Annotated in this window: 17 protein-coding genes and 1 tRNA gene; 10 read left to right on the forward strand and 8 right to left on the reverse strand. The window is 70.9% G+C overall.

The window, feature by feature from the left end; genetic code table 11:
- Position 1 precedes the first annotated feature (1 nt).
- The 4 genes from rhaS to ACFYSH_RS21850 are packed head-to-tail and all read right to left on the reverse strand — an operon-like array spanning position 2 to position 4,736.
- A complete protein-coding gene (gene rhaS / locus ACFYSH_RS21835) occupies positions 2-1,093 on the reverse strand; it encodes a rhamnose ABC transporter substrate-binding protein (RefSeq protein ID WP_388754526.1) in 1,092 nt (363 codons plus the stop codon).
- 34 nt (positions 1,094-1,127) lie between these two features.
- Positions 1,128-2,180 (reverse strand): ABC transporter permease, encoded by a 1,053-nt coding sequence (locus ACFYSH_RS21840; protein ID WP_388754529.1) that lies wholly within the window; start codon positions 2,178-2,180, stop codon positions 1,128-1,130.
- Positions 2,164-3,216: an ABC transporter permease gene (locus ACFYSH_RS21845; protein ID WP_388754532.1), complete on the reverse strand. Its 1,053-nt coding sequence runs from the start codon at positions 3,214-3,216 to the stop codon at positions 2,164-2,166. Before ACFYSH_RS21845 ends, ACFYSH_RS21840 begins: the two co-directional genes overlap by 17 nt.
- Positions 3,213-4,736: a sugar ABC transporter ATP-binding protein gene (locus tag ACFYSH_RS21850; protein WP_388754534.1), complete on the reverse strand. Its 1,524-nt coding sequence runs from the start codon at positions 4,734-4,736 to the stop codon at positions 3,213-3,215. Before ACFYSH_RS21850 ends, ACFYSH_RS21845 begins: the two co-directional genes overlap by 4 nt.
- 760 nt (positions 4,737-5,496) lie before the next feature.
- On the opposite strand from ACFYSH_RS21850, the gene ACFYSH_RS21855 reads away from it, so the two are divergent.
- Positions 5,497-8,583, forward strand: a complete 3,087-nt coding sequence (locus ACFYSH_RS21855) for a glycosyl hydrolase (protein ID WP_388754537.1) — start codon at positions 5,497-5,499, stop codon at positions 8,581-8,583.
- A gap of 19 nt (positions 8,584-8,602) precedes the next feature.
- Here ACFYSH_RS21855 and ACFYSH_RS21860 read toward each other — a convergent pair whose 3' ends face one another.
- Entirely contained in the window at positions 8,603-9,877 is a 1,275-nt protein-coding gene (locus tag ACFYSH_RS21860) for a phosphoribosyltransferase family protein (RefSeq protein WP_359475032.1), read from the reverse strand.
- Between the two features lie 408 nt (positions 9,878-10,285).
- Between ACFYSH_RS21860 and ACFYSH_RS21865 the strand changes: the two genes are divergently transcribed.
- Positions 10,286-11,176, forward strand: coding sequence for an NAD(P)-binding domain-containing protein (locus ACFYSH_RS21865; protein WP_359475029.1), 891 nt, complete (start codon positions 10,286-10,288; stop codon positions 11,174-11,176).
- A gap of 333 nt (positions 11,177-11,509) precedes the next feature.
- Positions 11,510-12,031 carry a hypothetical protein gene (locus ACFYSH_RS21870; protein WP_388754540.1) on the forward strand — a complete coding sequence of 174 codons (522 nt, stop codon included), beginning with the start codon at positions 11,510-11,512 and terminating at the stop codon, positions 12,029-12,031.
- Between the two features lie 131 nt (positions 12,032-12,162).
- Here ACFYSH_RS21870 and ACFYSH_RS21875 read toward each other — a convergent pair whose 3' ends face one another.
- Together ACFYSH_RS21875 and ACFYSH_RS21880 are read right to left on the reverse strand one after the other, a co-directional pair.
- The gene (locus tag ACFYSH_RS21875) at positions 12,163-12,423 is read right to left on the reverse strand and encodes a hypothetical protein (RefSeq protein ID WP_388754543.1); all 261 of its coding nucleotides are present in this window, start codon (positions 12,421-12,423) and stop codon (positions 12,163-12,165) included.
- Between the two features lie 200 nt (positions 12,424-12,623).
- Positions 12,624-12,696 (reverse strand) — tRNA-Arg (locus tag ACFYSH_RS21880).
- A gap of 317 nt (positions 12,697-13,013) precedes the next feature.
- On the opposite strand from ACFYSH_RS21880, the gene ACFYSH_RS21885 reads away from it, so the two are divergent.
- From ACFYSH_RS21885 to ACFYSH_RS21915, 7 genes are all read left to right on the forward strand, one after another.
- Positions 13,014-14,654 carry an ATP-binding protein gene (locus tag ACFYSH_RS21885; RefSeq protein WP_388754546.1) on the forward strand — a complete coding sequence of 547 codons (1,641 nt, stop codon included), beginning with the start codon at positions 13,014-13,016 and terminating at the stop codon, positions 14,652-14,654.
- Positions 14,651-16,564 carry a GTPase gene (locus tag ACFYSH_RS21890; protein WP_388754549.1) on the forward strand — a complete coding sequence of 638 codons (1,914 nt, stop codon included), beginning with the start codon at positions 14,651-14,653 and terminating at the stop codon, positions 16,562-16,564. Before ACFYSH_RS21885 ends, ACFYSH_RS21890 begins: the two co-directional genes overlap by 4 nt.
- 165 nt (positions 16,565-16,729) lie before the next feature.
- Complete coding sequence (locus ACFYSH_RS21895) at positions 16,730-17,155, forward strand: single-stranded DNA-binding protein (RefSeq protein WP_359475017.1); 426 nt, start codon at positions 16,730-16,732, stop codon at positions 17,153-17,155.
- A 239-nt stretch (positions 17,156-17,394) separates the two neighbouring features.
- Positions 17,395-18,855 carry a Cys-Gln thioester bond-forming surface protein gene (locus tag ACFYSH_RS21900; RefSeq protein WP_388754550.1) on the forward strand — a complete coding sequence of 487 codons (1,461 nt, stop codon included), beginning with the start codon at positions 17,395-17,397 and terminating at the stop codon, positions 18,853-18,855.
- Positions 18,856-19,041: 186 nt separating this feature from the next.
- A complete protein-coding gene (ettA, locus tag ACFYSH_RS21905) occupies positions 19,042-20,706 on the forward strand; it encodes an energy-dependent translational throttle protein EttA (RefSeq protein ID WP_359475012.1) in 1,665 nt (554 codons plus the stop codon).
- A 5-nt stretch (positions 20,707-20,711) separates the two neighbouring features.
- Positions 20,712-21,134, forward strand: a complete 423-nt coding sequence (locus tag ACFYSH_RS21910) for an acyl-CoA thioesterase (protein ID WP_388754553.1) — start codon at positions 20,712-20,714, stop codon at positions 21,132-21,134.
- Entirely contained in the window at positions 21,131-21,841 is a 711-nt protein-coding gene (locus ACFYSH_RS21915; RefSeq protein WP_388754556.1) for a hypothetical protein, read from the forward strand. The genes ACFYSH_RS21910 and ACFYSH_RS21915 overlap by 4 nt, the downstream gene beginning before the upstream one ends.
- Positions 21,842-22,034: 193 nt before the next feature.
- On the opposite strand, the gene ACFYSH_RS21920 is transcribed toward ACFYSH_RS21915, so the two are convergent.
- Positions 22,035-22,439, reverse strand: coding sequence for a globin (locus tag ACFYSH_RS21920; RefSeq protein ID WP_359477938.1), 405 nt, complete (start codon positions 22,437-22,439; stop codon positions 22,035-22,037).
- Positions 22,440-22,496: the final 57 nt, after the last annotated feature.

The following is a 22,496-nucleotide window of genomic DNA, read 5'->3' on the forward strand; positions in this document are numbered from 1 at the left end:
ATCAGAAGTTGAACGTGTCGATGTTCTTGGAGTCGAACACGGTCGGCTCCCCGAGGATGACTTCGCCGTCCTTGCCGATCGTGTACTCGCCGAGCTTGCCCGCCTTGAACTTCTCGCCCTCCGCACCGGTGATCTGCCCCGACGCCAGCGCCGCGGCCGCGTACGAGCCGAGGTAGCCGAGCTCCTCCGGGTTCCAGAGCGAGAACTGCTCGACGGTGCCGTCCTTGACGTACTTGCGCATCTGGTTCGGCGTGCCCAGCCCGTTGAGCACGACCTTGCCCTTGTACGAGGAGTCGCTCAGGTAGCGGGCCGCGGCGGCGATGCCGACCGTGGTGGGCGAGATGATGCCCTTGAGGTCGGGGTAGGCCTGCATGAGGCCCTGCGTCTGCTGGAAGGACTTCTGGTCCGCGTCGTCGCCGTACGCGACCTTGACCAGCTCCATCTCCTTGTACGCGGGGAGCTTCAGCTCCTCCTTCATGAACTCGATCCAGGTGTTCTGGTTCGTCGCGTTCTGCGTGGCCGACAGGATCGCGACCTTGCCCTTGTAACCGATCTGCTCGCCGAGGTGCTGGACCAGGCTGCGGCCGATCTCCTCGGAGCTGGCCTGGTTGATGAAGAGCTGGCGGCAGTCCTTCGCCGTGTCCGAGTCGTACGCGACGACCTTGATGTCCTTCTTCATGGCCTGCTTGAGCGGGCCGCACACCGCGTTGGGGTCGTTCGCCGCGACGAGGATGGCGTCCTGACGCTGCTGGATCAGGGTGTTGATGTAGGAGACCTGCGAGGACGCGTTCGCGTCCGACGGGCCGACCTCCTTGCCCGTGCCGCCGTACTCCTTTGCCGCCGCGATGCCCGCCTCGTCGACGATCTTCTCGTACGGGTTGTTGATCTGCTTGGGCAGGAAGGCGATCTTCAGGCCCTTCTTCAGCGGGGCGTCCGGGTCGGCCTTCGCGGAGCTGTTGCCGGCCTTCGCACTCCCGCCGCTGTCCTTGCTGTCCTTCGTGGTGCCGGAACAGGCGGTGAGGGCGAGGGCGAGGGAGACGGCGGTGGCTGCGGTCGCGACGGCGCGGCGCCCAGCGGCATTGCGGAGCATCATGGCGGCGTGTGCCTTTCGAGGAGGGAGAAGAGGGTTACGGCTGGGGAGCGGGGGCGTTCGCGGCCCGCCGGTGCCGTCGTTCGACGACGGTGGCGATGATCCGTGGGGTCAGGACCGACGCGACGAGCAGCAGGCCGGTCACGATGACCTGCACCTCGTTGGCGATGTCGTTGAGGGTGAGCAGGTTCTTCAGGACACCGATCAGCAGGACACCGGCGACCGCTCCGAAGAGCGTGCCCTTCCCGCCGTCGAAGTCGATGCCGCCGAGCAGGACGGAGGCGATGACGAGCATCTCGAAGCCGAGTCCGTTGTCCGCGCGGGCGCTTCCGTAGCGGAGGGTGAAGACGACGCCCGCGAAGGCCGAGAACAGCCCGGTCACCACGAAGAGCAGCAGCTTGATCCGCTTGACCCGGATGCCGGCGAAGTACGCGGCCTCCTCCTGGGCGCCGATCGCGAAGAGCGAGCGGCCCAGGCCGGTGGCGTGCAGCACCACCGCGGTGATCGCTGCCAGGATGATGAAGAGCAGCACCGGATACGTGAGGAAGGTGCCGGGGACGGTCGTGGTGTCGACGGCCCAGTCCGCGTAGACCTGCGGGAAGTCCGTCACCGCGTCGCTGCCGAGCGCCACCGAGGCCAGACCCCGGTAGAGCGCCAGGGTGCCGATGGTGACGGCCAGGGACGGCAGCCCCACCTTGGTGACCAGCCAGCCGTTGAGGAGGCCTCCGGCGACGCCCACCAGGAGTACCACCGGCACGATCGTCTCGAAGGCCCAGCCGGCCTCCCACAGCGCGCCGGTCAGGGCGCTGCCCAGGCCCAGCATGGAGGCGACCGACAGGTCGACCTGCCCGGCGACGACGAGGAGGGTCATCGGAAGGGCGATGATGGCGACTTCGGCGATGTCGTTGAAGGCGAACGCGAGGTTCCCAGCTGAACCGAAGCCCTCCGTGGTCCCCAGCCCGACGACGAGGACCGCCACCAGCAGGACACCGACCGCGGTGTCCCAGCGCAGCGCCAGGCTGCGCACGAGGGAGGGTTTCGTTCCGGCCCGCGGCGTGGGAGCCGTCTTTGTGTCAGGCGCCGTGGTCATGACGGGCGTTCCTCTTCCTCAGTGCGGCGGTCATCCGCAGGTTCACGATCCGGTCGACGCTGATGGCCAGCAGGAGGAGCGCGCCGGTGATGGCGCCCTGCCAGAAGGAGTCCACCTTGAGCACCACCAGGACGCTGCCGATGGTGGTGAGCAGCAGGGCGCCGAGCGCGGCGCCCCAGACGGTGCCGGTGCCGCCGGTGATCGCGACACCGCCGACGACGACGGCGCTGACGACGGTCAGCTCCCAGCCGTGCGCGTTGTCCGCGACGACGGTGCCGAAGCGGGCCAGCCACAGGGCCCCGGCGAATCCGGCGACGGCCCCGGAGAAGGCGTACGCGGCGAGCACCCGGCGGCGGATCGGGATGCCGGCGAGACGCGCGGCCTCGGGGCTCGACCCGATGGCGTACAGCTCGCGCCCCGAGCGGTAGCCGCGCATGAAGTACGCCGTCGCGGCGAGCAGGACGAGTGCGATCAGCGGCAGGTACGGGATGCCCAGCACGCTGCCGCTGCCGAGGCCCAGGATCGCCTCCGGCACGTCGGAGGCGCTGATCTGCTCGCCCTGCGCCCACCAGTAGTCGATGCCCTGGATGATGTAGAGCATGCCCAGGGTCACGACGAGTGCCGGTACCTTGCCGAAGCTGACGAGGGCGCCGGAGACCAGGCCGCAGACGACGCCGATCGCGATGCCGAGCAGCATCACGGTCAGCACACCGTGGTCGCTGCCCGCGACGAACTTGCCGCAGGCGAAGGCGGACAGGCCGACGACGGAGCCGACGGACAGGTCGATGTTGCGGGTGATCACGACCGCGGACTGGCCGACCGCGAGCAGCACCAGGATCGACGCGTTGAGCAGCAGGTCCTTGATGCCCTGGTCGGACAGGAAGCGCGGGTTGGCCAGGTAGGTGCCGAGGATCAGCAGGACCAGGGCCCCGGCGATGGAGATCTCGCGCGCCCGGAAGACCGCGTCCACGAGCGAGGTAGCACTCCGCTCCGGCGCTTTCGCGGTGTCCGGGGGGCTCTCGATGGTGGTGGTCATGCCGCTTCCCTCTCATTGCGTCCGGTGGCCGCGGCCATGACCGACTCCTCGGTGGCGCTCTCGCGCGGGATCTCGGCGACGAGCCGGCCCTCGTGCATCACGAGCACCCGGTCCGCCATGCCGATGACCTCGGGAAGGTCGGAGGAGATCATCAGTACGGCGAGGCCCTCCGCCGCGAGCGAGGAGAGCAGCCGGTGGACCTCCGCCTTGGTGCCGACGTCGATCCCGCGGGTCGGTTCGTCGACGATCAGTACGGCGGGGCCGGTCGCCAGCCACTTGGCCAGCACGACCTTCTGCTGGTTGCCGCCGGACAGTACGCCCACGGCGTCGGCCAGCCGGTTGTACTTGAGCTGGAGACGCACCGCCCAGTCGGCGGCCCGGTCGTGCTCCAGGGCCCGGCTGACGAGGCCGCGCTTGCGGACCTCGTCCAGGCCCGTGAGACCGATGTTGCGCTCGATCGACATATCCATGACCAGCCCGCGCTGACGCCGGTCCTCGGGTACGAGCGCGAGCCCGGCGTCCATCGCGGCGGTCGGCGAACCGGGGCGCAGCACCGTGCCGGCCACCTTCACCTCGCCGGCGTCGGCGCGGTCGACGCCGAAGACCGCCTGGGCGACCTCGGTGCGCCCGGCGCCGACGAGCCCGGCGAGCGCGACGATCTCGCCGCGGCGGACGTCGAAGGACACGTCGCGGAAGACACCCTCGCGGGTCAGCCGGTGTACCGACAGGGCGACGTCGCCGACCTCGGCCTCCTGCTTGGGGTAGAGGTCGTCGAGGTCACGGCCGACCATCCGGCGCACCAGATCGTCCTCGGTGAGCCCCTCCAGCGGCTCGGAGGAGATCCACCGGCCGTCGCGCAGGGTCGTGACCCGCTGGCAGAGTTCGAAGATCTCGTCGAGGCGGTGCGAGATGAAGAGCACGGCGGCGCCCTCGGCCCGCAGCGCCTGCACGACCGAGAACAGCCGCGCGGTCTCGCTGCCGGTGAGTGCGGCGGTCGGCTCGTCCATGATGAGGACGCGGGCGTCGAAGGAGAGCGCCTTGGCGATCTCGACGATCTGCTGGTCGGCGATCGACAGTCCGCGGGCGGGCCGGTCCGGTGCCAGGTCGACCCCGAGCCTCCGCATCAGCCCGGCGGTGGTCGCGTGGACGGCCTTGCGGTCGATGCGGCCGAGTGAGCGCCGGGGCTGGCGTCCCATGAAGATGTTCTCGGCGATGGACAGGTCGGGGAAGAGCGTCGGCTCCTGGTAGATGACGGCGATGCCGGCGTCACGCGCGTCCGCCGGACCGTGGAAGACGACGGGCTCGCCGTCGAGGAGCACCTCGCCGCCGTCCGGACGGTGCACTCCGGCGAGGGCCTTGATCAGGGTCGACTTGCCTGCGCCGTTCTCACCCGCGAGTGCGTGGGCCTCGCCGGGGAACAACTGCAGGGACACGTCCTGCAGGGCCCGTACGGCACCGAAGGACTTGCTCACGCCCTTCAGGGCCAGGACCGGGGCCGGGTCCGGGGCGGACTTGTTCATGGGAGCTCCTCAGCGGTGGGACTGTTCCGCTCCACGCGCCGTGAAAGGTTTCAATGAGGTTGCTCGGAAGCTAAACGGGGATTGCGGGCACAGTCAATGGGTTCCCGGCGAGAAGTTCCGGGGAAAGGGGCGGTGTGCGACCTGAAGGGGGGAATGCGTGGGCGCCCTTGACAGCCTTCGGGGCGGCCCACTATCAAACCGGTGGTTGAATCGATTCACATAACGGTCCTGTATCGCTGAACTCACAAGTGCGCACCAGGTGTTCGCGCCGGATGGTCAGGACCGGGGAGGACGACGAGCCCCGCCCTGCCGGAAACACGCGCCGGGACCTGGCGTCATCGGCGTGAGGGGATCGGCGGGGGCGGGGGAGGCGAGGCAGTCAAGGGCCGGGCTCCTTCCTGCGGGGAGCGGCCGTCGGACACTGAGGCCCGGTCGGCTGTGAACAAGGCTTCCCCGAAGATGAGTTGAAACGTTTTACGGCGCCCGGTGGCAAGCTAAGTGCTGCCGCTGCAAGCGTCAAGACTTCACGCCGGAAGGGTGCGACAGGGCGTCACCTGCCGTTTCGCCCCTGTATGTGCACGATGTCGGTCGGCTGGATGTCCGTGCCGGTGGTGTCCGCAGGGAGAAGATCGTGCATACCCCTTGTGGTCGGTCGCCGAGGTCACATAAGTTCCGGCCGGGATATTGAATCGTTCAAACCTCCATGTGTGTCTGCACCGCGACCTATGTGCCGGCACGGGCGAACCAGCAGGGTGGCGAGATGCAGAACAGACCGGGCATCGGCGAGACGGCCGTGAGCGACGCGGCGGCGCACGCCGAGGCGGACGGCGGTGCGGGTCCGCACACCGGCCTCGGACGGCGGGCCGTCCTCGGGATGGCCGCGGCGGCGGGCGCGCTGGCCGCCCTGCCCCTTTCCGCCGGCGAGGCGACGGCCGCACCCGCGTCCCCGGCCGCGGGCCCCGCCGCCGAGGGCGCCTTCGCCCGCCGCTTCGCGGCCCCCGCCGCCCCCGTACGCCCCAAGTTCCGCTGGTGGTGGCCGGACGCCCTGGTCGACGCCGACGAGATCGAGCGGGAGATCGACCAGATCGCGGCCGCCGGCTTCGGCGGGGTCGAGATCGCCGCGGTCACCCACAGCGTCTCCGAGCCCATCGACCCGGTGCGCCACGGCTGGGGCACCCGCGCCTGGACCGACGCCGTCGAAACCGCCCTGCGCAGGGCCCGCAAGCGCGACATCGTCGTCGACCTCACCCTCGGACCGGCCTGGCCCGCCGCCGTCCCCGGCATCACGCCCGACAGCCCCGGCGCGGTCAAGGAAATCGCGCACGGCGTCACGGTCCTGCCCGCCGGCACCACGCTCGAAGGCCCGTTGCCCGAGCCCGTCACCGCCCCGAGCTCCGGTGTCACCGCTCGTACGCTCCACCGCGTCCTGGCCGCCCGGGTCACCGCAGGCACCTCGCCGACCGCCGCGCCCGTACAGCTCGACCTCGACACCGTCACCGACCTCACCTCCCGGGTGCCGGCGGCCGGAACCCTGGAGTGGACGGCCCCCGACGACGGCACCTGGCTCGTCATCGCCTGCTGGCTGAGGGGCTCCGGCCAGCGCCCCGAGGGCCCCGCCCACACCGCCCCGCTCAGCTACGTCGTCGACCACTTCAGCGCGGCGGGCACCCGCGCGGTCATCGACCACTGGGAGGATCACATCCTCACCCCCCGCATGCGCGCCCTGCTGAAGGAGAACGGAGGCGCACTCTTCGAGGACTCCCTCGAGATCGAGACCCACGCCACGCTCTGGACCCCCGGCATCGAGGCCGAGTTCGAACGCCGCACGGGCTACGCCCTCGCCCCGTACCTCCCCGCGCTCCTCCAGACGAAGGAGAAGTACGTCTTCGCCTTCGACGCCGCCACGAACAAGGCGGTCCGGCGGGACTTCATGGAGGTCGTCACCGAGCTGTACGTGGAGAACCACCTGCTCCCGGTGCAGGAGTGGGCCCACGGCCTGGGCCTGCAGCTGCGCATCCAGCCGTACGGACTCCAGACCGACGCCATGTACAAGGCGGCGCTCCTGGACATCTCCGAGGGCGAGTCGCTCGGCTTCAAGAACCTCGACGACTTCCGCACCCTCGCCGGCGGCCGTGACATGGGCGGCAAGCTGATCCTCTCCAACGAGGCCGGCGGCACCGCGGGCGGCGCCTACGCCACCACCTGGGACGCCACGCTCAAGAAGCTCGTCATCCAGTACGCGGCCGGCGTCAACCAGGCCGTCTTCCACGGCTTCGCGTACGCCTCCGCGCCCGGCGCCGCCTGGCCCGGCTTCGCCGCCTTCTCCCCGTACAACGGCGGCACCGGCTACGGCGAGGCCTGGGGCCCGCGCCAGCCCACCTGGGGCCACGCCCCCGACATCGCGGGCTATCTGAGCCGCACCCAGCAGGTGCTCCGGACCGGGGTCAACAAGGTCGACGTCGGCGTCCTGTGGCAGAAGGGCTACGCCGGTTCCGGACTCGGCGCTTCCTGGTTCACCGCCGACGGAGTACCCGTCGGCTGGACCCACCTCTTCCTGAGTCCACGCCTGCTGAGCCTCCCGAACGCCGTGGTGAAGAACGGCAGGCTCGCGCCCGAGGGGCCCGCCTACAAGGCGCTGCTCGTCGACGGCGACGTCATGATCAACCGCGAGCACACCCTCCAGACGGACGTCGCGCAGAAGCTCCTCGGCTACGCCCGCGAGGGCCTGCCGATCATCGTCATCGGCGACTGGAGCGACGGCCATGTCCCCGGCATGCCCCGCACCGGCGACAACGCCCGGCTCCTCGCCCTGATCCGGGAGCTGCTCGCCCAGCCCACCGTGAGCAACGTCCCCGACCGCCCCGACGTCCCGCAGGGCATCGCCGCGCTCGGCCTCACCCGCGACGTCGAGTACGCCGAGTCCTCGATGCTGCTCCACAACCACCGCGCCGACACCGACGCCGACTACTACTTCTTCGCCAACGACGCCGTCAGCAAGAAGAACTCGACCGGCACCCGGATCAGCCACGACGTCACCCTCACCACCCGCCACCGTGATGTCGTGCCCTACCGCCTCGACGCGTGGACCGGCACGATCGAGCCGCTCGCGGTGTACACACGGCTGCCCGACGGACGCCTCCGGCTCCGCATCACCCTGGAACCCGGCGCCACCACGATCATCGCGACCGCCCGCCCCGGCCGCTGGGCCACCGGCCCGGCCCCGCAGTGGCACGCCACCGCGACCGAGGCCGCCGAGGTGCGCCGCGTGGCCGGCGGCAAGGTGGAGATCCGGGACACCCGCCCGGGGACGTACGCCACGACCCTCGGCGACGGCCGTACGGTCCGGGCCCGCCTCGACGACGTACCCGAGGCGATCCCGCTGACCCGCTGGACGCTGACGGCCGAGGACTGGACCCCGGGCGCCCGGCCTTCCGCCACCGTCAGGACCCGCCGCACGGTCGAGCTCGACGGGCTCGTCCCCTGGTCGCAGATCCCGGAACTCGCCGATTCCTCCGGTATCGGCCGTTACCGCGCCACCGTCCGCCTCGGCGGGCCCTGGACCGGCGGCCACGGCGCGACGCTGGAACTGGGCGAGGTCTTCGACACCTACCGCGTCACCGTCAACGGACGCCATCTGCCGCCCGCCGACCAGCTGACCACCACCGTCGACGTCGGCCCGTACCTGCGCAGCGGCACCAACACCATCGAGGTGGAGGTCGCCACGACCCTCCTCAACCGGCTGCGGGTGTCGAACGCGCCCGTCTTCGGGGTGGCGCAGCGGCAGAAGTACGGACTGGTGGGGCCGGTGCGGCTCGTCCCCTACGGAAGGGCGGTCGCCCGCCGCTGAGGGAGGGCCACCCGGGGTGTCAGGCGGCCCGCGCCGCCAGATGCGTCGTGAACCAGTCCTGGGCCAGCTCCGCGACCCGGTCCAGGGCTCCCGGCTCCTCGAACAGGTGGGTGGCGCCCGGGACGATCTCCAGCCGGTTCTCGCACTCCAGCGCGGACTGCGCCTGCCGGTTGAGGTCGATCACCGTCGTGTCGTCACCGCCCACGATGAGCAGGGTGGGCGCACGCACCCCGGACAGTGCGGCCCCGGCCAGATCGGGGCGCCCGCCGCGCGAGACCACGGCGCCGACGCCCGAGCCCGCTTCGGCCGCGGCCCGCAGCGCCGCCGCCGCTCCCGTACTCGCACCGAAGGAGCCGACCGGGAGGGAGACGCGGCGGTGCAGCCAGCCGGTGGTGTCCGCCAGCCGCCCGGCCAGCAGGCCGATGTCGAAGACATTGGCGCGGTAGACCTCCTCCCCGGGGGTGAGCAGGTCGAAGAGCAGGGTGCCCAGGCCGGCGCGGTTCAGGGCCGTGGCCACGGCACGGTTGCGCGGGCTGTGGCGGCTGCTGCCCGAGCCGTGGGCGAACACCACGACCGCCTCGGCGCCCCCGGGCAGCACGAGATCCCCGGGGAGCGGGACCCCGCCCGCGTCCACCTCGACCTCCTCGGCCGTGACGTGACCTCCGGTAGCCCGCGCCAGCAGCGAGACGACCTCCTCGTCGGAGGTCTGGGAGAAGTCCCGGTACCACTCACCGACGGCGGAGAAGAAGCTCGGCGTGGAGAGGCACACGACCTCGTCGACGTCCTCGCCGAGCCGGGCGGCGACATCCGGTGACGCGACCGGCACGGCCAGCACGACGTGGGCCGCGCCCTGCGCCCGTACCACCTGGCAGGCGGCCCGCGCGGTCGCCCCTGTGGCGACCCCGTCGTCCACCACCACCACCGCGCGCCCCTTCAGGGACAGGCGCGGCCGGCCTTCCCGGTACGCCTGCGCCCGCCGTACGAGCTCCGCCTCCTCGGCGCGCTCGACGGCCACGAGGTCCTTGCCCCGTACCCCGGCCCGGCGGACGATCTCGTCGCTGATGACCCGGACCCCGCCCTCACCGATGGCACCGAAGCCCAGCTCGGGGTGGTGCGGCACACCGAGTTTGCGGACCACGATCACGTCGAGCGGGGCACCGAGGGCCTGCGCCACCTCGTACGCCACCGGGACCCCGCCACGCGGCAGGCCCAGGACGACGGGATCCCGCCGCTCCAGATGCCGCAAGGCGACGGCGAGCCGCCGCCCGGCATCCGTGCGGTCGGCGAACAGCACAGTGGTTCACCTCCAACTGGGGCGCACCCTTCCACCTCCGAGACCACCGCATGTGCCCGGGTTCGGCAAGTCGGGGACGGCGGGCGCACGGAGCGAATCGGGGCGGTGCTGATCGACAGGCCGGGGCCCCGGGCAAGCACGGGCAGGGGGCCGAGGCGCCACCGACGCGATCGGTGCATGACGACCCCGGAGCGCCGGGAGCCAGGCTGCCCACCATGGGCAGCCATTCATCCGTACGTCCAAGCTCCGCGATGACCTGAGTCAGGTGCTGTGTCTGCCGCCTGTCGCCGACCACGTCGGTGCCGCAGATGCACGCGTCCCGCCTGGTCAGCCACGCACCCTTGAGGTAGTCACCCACTATTAAGTGCGTACTTGTCCACGGTCCGGGCGTGGAAGAGCCTGATCGGCATGGACTCCCACAGCACTTCTCGCACTCCCGTCACACTCCTCGGCCTCGGCGACATGGGTACCGCGCTCGCCCGCGCCTGGCTGACCGCAGGGCATCCGCTGACCGTCTGGAACCGCACCCAGGAGAAGGCCGAACCACTGGTACGCGAGGGCGCGCGGGCGGTGGCGACCCCGGGCGAGGCGGTAGCCGCGGCCACCGGCCCCGTCGTCCTCTGCCTGCTCGACGACGCCTCCGTCGGTGAAGCCCTCGACGGCGTCGACCTGCACGGCAAGAACGTGGTCAACCTGACCACCAGCACACCCGCCCAGGCCCAGCAGCGCGCCCGTTGGGCCCAGGAGCGGGGGGCCCGCTTCCTGGACGGCGGGATCATGGCCGTCCCCCCGATGATCGGCCGGCCGGAGACCGGTGGCTACATCTTCTACAGCGGCGATCACGCGCTTTTTGAGGGCTACCGCGAGGCGCTGGAGGCCCCCGCGGGTGCGGAGTTCGTCGGCGAGGACCCCGGCCACGCCGCACTGCACGACATCGCCCTGCTCAGCGCGATGACCGGCATGTTCGCAGGCATCACTCATGCCTTCGCCTTGATGCGCCCCGAGAAGGACTACGACCGGGCCCGGTTCGCCACCCTGCTCGCGCAATGGCTCCAGGCCATGTCCGGATCCGCGCACCAGGTCGCCGCCCAGCTGGAAAGCGGCGACTACACCGAGGGCGTCACCTCCAACCTCGCCATGATGTCGGCGGCCAACGACACACTCCTGGCCACGGCGCGGGGTCAGTCCGTCGATCCTCGGCTGCTCGTCCCCTACATGGAGCTGATGCGCGGCCGGGCCGCCCAGGGCCACGGCGACGAGGGCCTGGCGGGTCTCGTCGGCCTGCTCGGAGGCGAGTGAGGAGTCATGTCGTGACCTCGGTGCCTCAGCCGACGCACGAAGTCGTTGCCCTCGATCTCCAGCATCGGGACGCACGTTGATCGGCGTCACCCGGCCACCGTATGGCGCGAGCCACTCATCGAGACCCCGAGGCCGCTGACTTCACGGTGCGGCCACCGGCATGTCACGAACGTGTCCTGAGCGCGATCAAGAGGCAACTGGCGCAACGCACCGACCGTCTGGCAGGACAGAAAACCACACGGACGACCAGTCGCCCAGCTCACCCGCTTCCCAGGGGCGACAGCCCCCACGCAGAGGACAGACACCAGCATGCGCACTCGGAAGATCTCGGTAATGACCATGACCGCGGTGGCCCTCGGCCTGGCGCTGACGGCATGCAGCAACGACGGCGCCGGCAACGCGTCCTCTGCCACGAGCAGCTCGTCCGCGGCGGCCGCGAGCACCCCCCGGGCCGACACCGCGGAGAGCAAGGTGTCGGGCACGTCCGCCCAGTCGTCGGGCGCGCCCGCCCAGTCCGGCGTGAAGTGCACGGATCAGCTCGACTACGCGGGCGACCCGCGGTCCAACGCCGAGATCAACTCGATCGGTGAGGACACGGGTACGTGCCCGCCGGTCCAGAAGTCGCCGTCCGACGTGAAGTGCACGGATCAGCTCGACTACGCGGGCGACCCGCGGTCCAACGCCGAGATCAACTCGATCGGTGAGGACACGGGTACATGCCCGCCGGTCCAGAAGTCGCCGTCCGGCGTGAAGTGCACGGATCAGCTCGACTACGCGGGCGACCCGCGGTCCAACGCCGAGATCAACTCGATCGGCGAGGACACGGGTACGTGCCCGCCGGTCGAGCCGAAGTGAATCGCTGACGGTCCCTGAAGGCGGTCAGTGCCGGGCCCTCCCCACCGTGAGGTGGGGGGCGGTCCGGCACTTGCGCGTTCGCTACGCCGTCCGGTGCCGGCCCACTCGGCCACCTGAGCGGGCGAGCCGGGTCAGCGCTCCCGTCGGTAGGGATCTGTGTATGGCTCCGTGGACTGGCGGACCTCTTCTCGGACCGGGTTCATGAGGGGGCCTGGGGCGTAGGAGCGGGCTCGGGCCTTGCCGTGGGGGACGAGCCAGCCGCGGGCGACGAGTTCCCGGATGTCGCGGATGGCTTGCTGGTCACTGAGGTCGGCGTCCTGCTGGTAGACGGTGCGGCGGACCTTGGCGTCCGAGAAGGCGGGCAGCAGGGCATAGACCACCCGTTCGTCCATGCCGGTCGCCTCGACGCCTTCGACCAAGCGGGTCCAAGCCCGCGACACCACATCGAAGCGCCGCTGGGCCGTCGGAACAGATCGCCGTGGACGAAGGGGCTGGTGGTCGGTGACGGACTGGGAGCGGTGCTGAAGGGAAAGCCCTTCGCGAGTGTTTACGCGAAGGGCTTGAGGCGGGCTCTGACCTGTATGGATGTGTGTGCCCCCGGCAGGACTCGAACCTGCGGCCAAGCGCTTAGAAGGCGCCTGCTCTATCCACTGAGCTACGGGGGCCGGGTGTCGGCCTGGTGCCCCGGAGGGCCTGGTTCAAGCCATCCGTGACCTTGCCGGGACAAGGATAGGGCTCAGATCACCTCGTCCTGGTTGCTTCACCTGCGTGGCACGATGTGGAGGTTCGGTGAAGCGAACCGATAATCGCAGGTAGGTGCGATTCACGCATCGCTTTTGGCGCCTCACGCCCCGGGTGTTGTGCACTCGTTATGCCTGCGCCCCACTCGTCCCCTCTGTCCGTGGGGTGGATTCGCCGCGCAGAGGGGGCCTATACGCTTCAAAAAGGCGTTAAAATTGGGCATTCTTCACATGTGGTAACCATGGATGTACGGCCCCAGCTCATCGACGCACTTTCCGCCCTGCGCGACCGTGTCGCTGCCGTGCGTCTTCCACTTCCGCTGCCGGGTGCCCCACGCGCCCGGCAGACGCGGACCGAACTGCTCGCCCAGCTCGACGACTACCTCGTACCCCGCCTGAAGGACCCCGAGGCACCGCTGCTCGCGGTGATCGGTGGATCCACCGGCGCGGGGAAGTCGACGCTCGTCAACTCGCTGGTGGGCTGCCGGGTCAGTGAGGCCGGTGTGCTGCGCCCGACCACACGGACCCCTGTACTCGTCTGCCACCCGGACGACCACCACTGGTTCGCCGGGGTGCGGGTACTGCCGCAGCTGACCCGGGTGTGGCTCCCCCCGGGGCAGGTGCCGGACCCCGACGGCCTCGACCACCTCGGGGCCGACGGGGACGACGACACCGTGCTGCGGGTGGAGACGGCGGCGACGCTGCCCCGGGGGCTCGCGCTCCTGGACGCCCCCGACATCGACTCGCTCGTCGTGCGCAACCGGGTCCTGGCCGCCGAACTCATCTGCGCCGCCGACGTGTGGGTCATGGTGACCACCGCGTCCCGCTACGCGGACGCCGTGCCGTGGCACCTGTTGCGTACCGCCAAGGAGTACGACGCCTCCCTGGTCATCGTCCTTGACCGGGTGCCGCACCAGGTGATCGCCGAGGTGTCCCGGCAGTACGCCGCCCTGCTCACCCGGGCCGGTCTGGGCCAGGTCCCCCGCTTCACCATTCCCGAGCTGCCCGAGTCCGCGGGCGGCGGTTCGGGGCTGCTGCCCACCACGGCCGTCGCCCCTCTGCGCGCCTGGCTCACCCACCGCGCACTGGACCCGGCGGCCCGTCAGCAGGCCGTGGGCCGTACGGCGTCCGGAGTCATCGACTCGCTCAACGTACGGATGCCCGAGCTGGCCGGCGCGGTGGCCGCGCAGTACGCCGCGGCCGTGCGGCTGACCGGTGTGGTCGAGGAGGCGTACGGGAAGGAGCTGTCACGCGTTCGCCGGTGGCTCCGGGACGGCGCCGTGCTCTCCGGCGGCGCCCGCACCCGGTGGCGCGGATATCCGCTCTACAGCACCGCCGGGGAGCTTCTGGACGCACTGGTGGAAAGCCTCGTGGCCCTGTTGCAGTGCGCCGTGGCGGCGTCCGACGAGCAGATCCGGGCGACCTGGCAGCGCGAGCCCGCCGGCGGGATCTTCCGGTTCGAGGACGCCGGCCGGGAAGCCGGCGGATGGGGGCCCGCCGAGGACGTCCAGGGCCGGATCGGCATGGCCGTACGGCGTTGGCGGCGGGTCCTCGAGGAACTGGCCGAGGAGGAGGTCCGGCTGCTCGAACGCAACGCGGCGCCCGACGCGGAGACGGTGGCGGCACTGCTGGCCGCCGCACTGCTCGGAGGCACCCGCGCCCGGGGGGCCGGGGAGCAGCTCGCCGAACGGATCGGCGCCCAGGGGGCGCTGCGGCTCCGCGACAAGGGAGGGGTCCTGCTCACCGACTGCCTGGACCAGGTCATCCGGGGCGAGCGCGACCGGCGGCTCGCCCCGCTGGACGCGCTCGAGGTCGCCCCCGAGCCGCAGGCCGAACTCATCGCCGCGCTGTCCGTACTGCAGAAGGAGAGGTGGCAGCGATGACTGCCGTCACTGACCAGGGCCGGGACCACGGACAGGGGCCGGAGCACACAGCCCCGGAAGAGACCCGGAGGGACGACGGGTGCTGGGACGACGGGCTCATCGCGCGGCGTGCCGCGGAGGCGGCGCAGGAGGGCGCCGAGGACGAGCCGTCTCCCGTGGACGACGACGCGGAACCCCAGGTCGAGGCATACGGACTGCCCGGCAGCCCCCTGCGGCCGCGGCTGGACGCCCTCCGTGAACTGGTCGGCCTCTCCCGCGCCCGGCTCGACGGGGACACCCTCGCCGAGGCGGGACGCGTCCTCGACGAGGCGTCGGCCCGTCAGCGGTTGTCCTCCCGGCACACGGTCGTCGCCGTCGCGGGGGCCACCGGCAGTGGGAAGTCCACCCTCTTCAACGCGCTGGCCGGCGTCCAGATCTCCGACACCGGGCTGCGCAGGCCGACCACCTCCGCCCCGATCGCCTGCAGTTGGACCGATGGTGCCGCCGGACTGCTCGACCGGCTGGCCATCCCGGGCCGGCTGCGGCGCAGGCCCGTACAAGGCTTCACGGCCGTCGACGAGGCGCTGCAGGGCCTCGTCCTGGTGGACCTGCCCGACCACGACTCGGCCGCGACCGGCCACCGGGAGCAGGTGGACCGGGTGCTGGCCCTGGTCGACGCGGTGATCTGGGTCGTCGACCCGGAGAAGTACGCCGACGCGGCGCTGCACGAGCGCTACCTGCGGCCGTTCGCCGGACACGCGGAGATCTCCTTCGTCGTGCTCAACCAGATCGACCGGCTACCGGGAGAGGCCGCCCATCTGGTCCTGGACGATCTGCGCCGGCTGCTCGACGAGGACGGGATTCCGGTGGGGGAGCACGGCGAGCCGGGTGCCACGGTCATGTCCCTGTCCGCGCTCACCGGGGCCGGGGTGGGTGACCTGCGCGAGCTGCTCGGCAGGTTCGTCCAGGCCCGTACGGCGGCGGCGCGCAGGCTGTCCGCCGACGTGGACGCGGCCGCCGCTCGGCTCCGGCCGGTGTACGTCGCCGAGGGGCGGCCGGGGCTCGGCGAGCGGGTCCGCGAGGAGTTCACCGACCGGCTCGCGGATGCCGTGGGCGCGGGCACGGCGGGGCAGGCGGCGGAACGCGAGTGGCGCAGGAACGCGGGACGGGCCTGCGGGACACCCTGGCTGCGGCTGTGGCACTGGTACGAGTCCACCCGGCAGTTGGGTGGCCTCGACCTGATGGCGCAGGTGCTCACGCAGCCCGAGGAGGAGATCACCGCCCGGCAGCGGGTGGAGCAGGCCGTGCGGAAGCTGGCGGACGACGCGGTGGACGGGCTGCCCGCACCGTGGGCGCAGGCTGTGCGTGAGGCTGCGGTGAACGGGGCGAAAGGGCTGCCGGAAGCGCTGGACGAGCTGTCACGCAAAGCGCAGGCGGTAACCGGGGGACGCTCCCGCGGGAGGAGCGGGAGCGGGGACACCGGGTCCGCCCCGGCGCGTCCGGACGGATCCGTGCGCACCCCGGGCGCCCCCGTCGCCGGAGCTCCGGGCGGCCGTGTCGGCAGGCCGCCGCGCCCGGCGTGGTGGCCCGCGGCGGTACTCGTGCAGGCATCCATGACGCTGCTCCAGATCTTCGGCGGACTGTGGCTGCTCGGCCAGATCGTGGGCGTGCTCGAACCCGGCCTGATCGTGCCGGCCCTGCTCATGCTGGCCGGCGTGGCCGGCGGGCCGCTCGTCGAGTGGTCGTGCGCCGCCGCGGCGCGGGGGCCCTCGCGCCGGTACGGGCAGGAGGCGGAACGGCGGCTCCGTGAGGCCGCCGCCGGCTGCGGCAGGGCCAGGGTCCTCGACCCTGTGGCGGCGGAACTGGCGCGCTACCGCGAGGTGCGTGAACGGTACGGGGCGGTGACGGAGTTCTCCACAACCCGCGGGTAATCCACAGGCCGCACAGGATTCCCGGTTTCCGTCCAGCATGGTGCGTGACGGAACAGGCAGACGCACCGGACCGCACGACACCGCCCCTCATTGCGCCGCATCGGAGCAGGGCGGACACCGGGACGGAAAGCGGACGGAATGTGGCAGGGAATCGGGGGACGGGAAATGAATGAGACCTTGGTGACGCTGGTGGGAAACGCCGCGACCGCGGTGGACTTCCGGGAGACGGCGACAGGGGCGACGGCGCGATTCCGCCTGGCGGTGACGCCCCGGCGGTGGGACCGGGAGCAGCAGGCATGGACGGACGGCCGCACCGGTTTCTACACGGTGTGGGCACGCAGGACGCTCGCCGCGAATCTGTCCGGCTCGGTCTCGGTCGGGGAGCCGCTCGTCGTGCACGGCCGCCTGAAGGTGCGCGAGGAGGAGAAGGACGGGGTGTGGAAGACCTCGGTGGACATCGAGGCGATGGCAGTGGGGCACGACCTGACCAGGGGAACGGCCGCGTTCCGGCGCGTGGTCAAGGGTGACCCCTCCCTGACGGCGCCTACGCATCGTCAGAAACCGGCCACCGAAATGGCATCGATGTCCTGAAGAAGAGGAGGCGCGCCGAACACGGCTGTAACGATTGCGAGTCGGAATGGTTATCTGACGGCATGACGGGGGATTCCCCTCCGCCCGCTCCTTACGATTCCCCCGTACTCATGCGGCACTTGAGTTTGCTGGCGAGGCACCTCCCACACGCGCATCAAGCGTGAAGGTCTCGCCCGGAGGGGAATTCTGTGTTTTCTGTGTCTTCAGCATCCAGTTCGTCGTCGACGGCGGAGGGCTCCATGGGGAGCCGGAGCGGGAGCAGGAGTGGACGGCGGCACGGCCACGAGCCGGGGCGCGGTCTCGTCCGAGCGGCAGCCTCGATGCTGGCCGCCGGGCTGGTCGCCGCGGGAACGCTCGTCGGTGCGACGGCCGCGGCCGCGGACGAGACGGGCCAGCACCAGGGCGGGGCGACCGCCGTGCTGGACGGGTTGAAGACCTACGACAGCGCAGTGCTGCGCACCAGCGGTGAGGACGGCGAGGCGGGCAGGACGCAGGAGATTCCCGCCGGACTGTTCGAGCTGGGCGTCGACGGCGGGGGCCAGCTGAAGACGTACTGCATCGACATCCACAACCCCACACAGGACCGGGCGAAGTACCTGGAGACTCCCTGGGACCAGACCTCGCTCGGTGCCAACGAGGACGCCGGCAAGATCCGCTGGATCCTGCAGCACTCCTACCCGCAGGTCGACGACCTCACGCAGCTCGCCGACGAGGCCGGCACCGGGCCGCTCACCGCGAAGACGGCGGCCGCGGGCACCCAGGTCGCCATCTGGCGCTTCTCGGACAAGGCCGACGTCGAGGCCAAGGACGAGCACGCGGAGAAGCTGGCCGACTGGCTCGAGAAGAAGGCGGAGAGCGTCGCCGAGCCCAAGGCGTCCGTGGCACTGGAGCCCGCCGCGGTCTCCGGCAAGGCCGGCGAGCGGGTCGGCCCGGTCACCGTCCGTACCGACGCGGGTCAGGTGTCCGTCACCCCGCCGGCCGACGCCGTGGCGAGCGGGGTGAAGGTCACCGACAAGGACGGCAAGGCCGTCACCGAGGCGGTCGACGGTACCGGCCTCTACTTCGAGATCCCCGAGGACGCCGCGGACGGCTCCGCCTCGCTGTCCGTCCAGGCCACCACGTCCGTGCCCGTCGGCCGGGTCTTCGCCGGGCTGACCAAGAGCCAGACCATGATTCTCGCCGGCTCCAGCCAGTCCACGGTCACCGCGACGGCGAGCGCCACCTGGGCCGAGAAGGGCGCCGTCCCCGCGCTCACCGCCCAGAAGAACTGCGCCAAGGGCGGCGTGGACATCACGGCGAGCAACAAGGGCGACGAGGCGTTCACCTTCGAACTGGCCGGCGCCGAGCACACCATCGCGGCGGGCGAGACCCGCACGGTGACGATCCCGGTCGCCGAGGACCAGGCGTACGACTTCACGATCACCGGGCCGGGCGGCTACAGCAAGAACTTCAAGGGCGTCCTGGACTGCGCGACCGCCGGCACCCCCGCCGTGGGTGACGACGTCACCACCCAGAGTGGCGCCGAGCCGGTGCCCGCCCAGACGGGCACCAGCTCCACCGGTGCGGAGGGCGACCTCGCCGCGACCGGCGGTTCCAGCGCCACCCCCGTCATCGCGGGTGTCGCCATCGCCCTCGTCGTCCTCGGCGGCGGCGCGGTCTTCCTGCTCCGGCGGAAGAAGCCGCAGGGCAGCGGTGAGTGACTGAGCGCGGGCGCAGCGGGAACGCGCGCCGGCGAAGAGCGCTGAAGAGCCCGGTACGGACCTCCGTGCCGGGCTCTTCGCGTGCCCGGGGTGGTACCGGAGACCGGACTGGTTTCCGTCCGGGTGCGGACGTCAGGCAAGATGGGTGTATCTGCCCACACCTCTATTGCTGCCGGACGGTTTCTCTTGGCTGAGTACATCTACACCATGCGCAAGACGCGCAAGGCGCACGGCGACAAGGTGATTCTCGACGACGTCAACTTGAACTTCCTGCCCGGCGCGAAGATCGGTGTCGTGGGGCCCAACGGTGCCGGTAAGTCCACGGTGCTGAAGATCATGGCGGGCCTGGAGCAGCCGTCCAACGGTGACGCGTTCATCTCGCCCGGGTTCAGCGTCGGCATCCTCATGCAGGAGCCCGAACTCGACGAGAACAAGACCGTGCTGGAGAACGTCCAGGACGGCGCCGCCGAGACCATGGGCAAGCTCAAGCGCTTCAACGAGGTCGCCGAGCTGATGGCGACCGACTACTCCGACGCGCTCATGGACGAGATGGGCAAGCTCCAGGAGGACCTGGACCACGCCAACGCGTGGGACCTGGACGCCCAGCTGGAGCAGGCCATGGACGCCCTGGGCTGCCCGCCCGGCGACTGGCCCGTCAACAACCTCTCCGGCGGCGAGAAGCGCCGTGTGGCGCTCTGCAAGCTCCTCATCGAGGCCCCGGACCTCCTCCTCCTCGACGAGCCCACCAACCACCTCGACGCCGAGTCGGTGAACTGGCTGGAGCAGCACCTCTCGAAGTACGCGGGCGCCGTCGTCGCCGTCACGCACGACCGGTACTTCCTGAACAACGTCGCCGAGTGGATCCTCGAGCTCGACCGCGGCCGCGCCCTGCCCTACGAGGGCAACTACTCCACGTACCTCGACAAGAAGGCGACCCGCCTCAAGGTCGAGGGCCGCAAGGACGAGAAGCGCGCCAAGCGGCTCAAGGAAGAGCTGGAGTGGGTCCGCTCCAACGCCAAGGGCCGGCAGACCAAGTCCAAGGCGCGTCTCGCCCGGTACGAGGAGATGGCGGCCGAGGCGGACAAGATGCGGAAGCTGGACTTCGAGGAGATCCAGATCCCGCCGGGCCCGCGGCTCGGTTCCATCGTCGTCGAGGTCGAGAACCTCTCCAAGGCCTTCGGCGACAAGGTCCTCATCGACGACCTGTCGTTCACGCTGCCGCGCAACGGCATCGTGGGCGTCATCGGTCCGAACGGCGCGGGCAAGACCACGCTGTTCAAGATGATCCAGGGCCTGGAGACCCCGGACTCCGGCTCGATCAAGGTCGGCGACACCGTCAAGATCTCCTACGTCGACCAGTCCCGCGCCAACATCGACCCCAAGAAGACCCTCTGGGCCGTCGTGTCGGACGAGCTGGACTACATCAACGTCGGCCAGGTCGAGATGCCCTCGCGGGCGTACGTCTCCGCGTTCGGCTTCAAGGGCCCGGACCAGCAGAAGCCGGCCGGTGTCCTCTCCGGTGGTGAGCGCAACCGCCTGAACCTGGCGCTGACGCTCAAGGAGGGCGGCAACCTGCTGCTCCTCGACGAGCCCACCAACGACCTCGACGTCGAGACCCTGTCCTCGCTCGAGAACGCGCTGCTGGAGTTCCCCGGAGCAGCGGTGGTCATCTCCCACGACCGCTGGTTCCTGGACCGCGTCGCCACGCACATCCTGGCGTACGAGGGCGACTCCAAGTGGTACTGGTTCGAGGGCAACTTCGAGTCGTACGAGAAGAACAAGGTCGAGCGCCTCGGCGCGGACGCGGCCCGCCCGCACCGTGCCACCTACAAGAAGCTCACGCGAGGCTGATCGACTTGGCCCGTCACATCTACAGCTGCCCGCTGCGCTGGTCGGACATGGATGCCTTCGGCCACGTGAACAACGTGGTCTTCCTCCGCTACCTGGAGGAGGCGCGCATCGACTTCATGTTCCGGCTGGCGCCGGGGGACGGCTCGCCGTCCTTCGCCGGCGGCTCCGTCGTGGCCCGGCACGAGATCGACTACGTGCGCCCGCTGGTCCACCGGCACGCACCGGTGACCATCGAGTCCTGGGTCACGAAGATAACCGCGGCGTCGCTGACGATCGCGTACGAGGTCAAGGACCCCGACCAGGTGTACGTACGGGCGTCGACGGTCGTCGTGCCCTACAACCTGGCCGAGGAGCGGCCCCGGCGGATCACCGCCGAGGAGAAGCGGTTCCTGCAGGAGTACCTCGACCAGGAGCCCGCCGTCGTATGACAGTGCCCGTACGGTCGCCGCGGTTCGCCGACGCGAGGGAGGCGGCGGATCTCGCCGCCTTCCTCGGCCGGCTGCTCCACTACGACCGGGCCGCCGCCGTCCGCCTCCAGGCGGGCGGCGGCGCGCTGGCCGTCTTCGGCCGACCGCCGTCGTTCGAGGTCCTCGCGATCCGCACGGTCCGGCTGGCCGGCTCCCACGACTTCGACATCACGGTCTCGGCCGGTGAGCTCCTCGAAGCGCTGAACACGGACGGGGCCGGTGAAGCGGCAGGCCTGAGCGCCCTGCCGGCGCCCGTCACCGGGCCGCCGTGGGCCGGCATGCTGCCGCCGCGCGGCGGCTGGCAGGAGCGCCCCGGACTGCCGGGACCCGTCGACCTGCGCACCCGACTCGCCGACGCCGTGGCCGAATTCCGGACCCGTGACGCGGCGCTGCCCGAGGAGCGGCGCACCCGGGCGGAACGTGACCTGATCGGCCGCGACATCTGGTCCCGGACGGTCGGGAGCACGGAACTGCCACTGCGCGCCGTGCACGCCGCCCAGTCCCTCGGCTTCCTGCGCCCGGCACCCGACTTCCCCGTCGCGCTGCTCACAGCCGGTTCCTGGCTGCGGCTGCGCACTCCGTACGGCTCGATCGCCCTGCGGGGAGCGGGCGGCGGTCTCGGCACGCTCGCCGTGACGGTCGGGACGGTGTCAACTACCCGGGACTGAAGTCCCGGGCTTGCTGCTCGGGTCATCACTGGTGCCGCGTCAGTCAGGGTTTGCCCGTCAAGGAGCGGCGTCAGGTGCGTGCTATCGGTGTGCCGGCCGGAAGCCCTTGTACTGGATGTACTCGGGCTTTCGGCCGGTGCGGCGAGAGTGCGTGCCGGGCGTCGCGACGGGGCGAACCTTGGCTGATGCGGCACTAGCCGGCGGCGTTGATCATCGAGGCGGCGGCGTAGGTGAGGTAGTCCCACAACTGGCGCTCCTGCTCAGGAGGAAGCCCGAGCTCGTCGAGGGCTACGCGCATGTGGCCGAGCCAGGCGTCGTGCGCCGCCCGGTCCACCTGGAACGGGGCGTGCCGCATACGCAGGCGGGGATGTCCCCGCTGGTCACTGTAGGTGCGCGGGCCGCCCCAGTACTGCATCAGGAACAGCGCGAACCGGTCCTCGGCAGGGCCCAGATCCGCCTCCGGATACATCGGCCTCAGCAGCGGGTCGTCCGCGACGCCCTGGTAGAAGCGGTGGACCAGGCGCCGGAAGGTCTTCTCGCCGCCGACCTGCTCGTAGAAGGTCTGCTCCTGCAGCGTGTCGCGCGGAATCTCTGTCACCCGTCCATCGTCGCAGACACACCGGCCGAGGACCGGGGTCCTAGGACCCCGGTCCTC

Source organism: Streptomyces sp. NPDC005791 (assembly GCF_042871485.1).
In the GTDB taxonomy this organism is placed as follows: Bacteria; Actinomycetota; Actinomycetes; order Streptomycetales; family Streptomycetaceae; genus Streptomyces.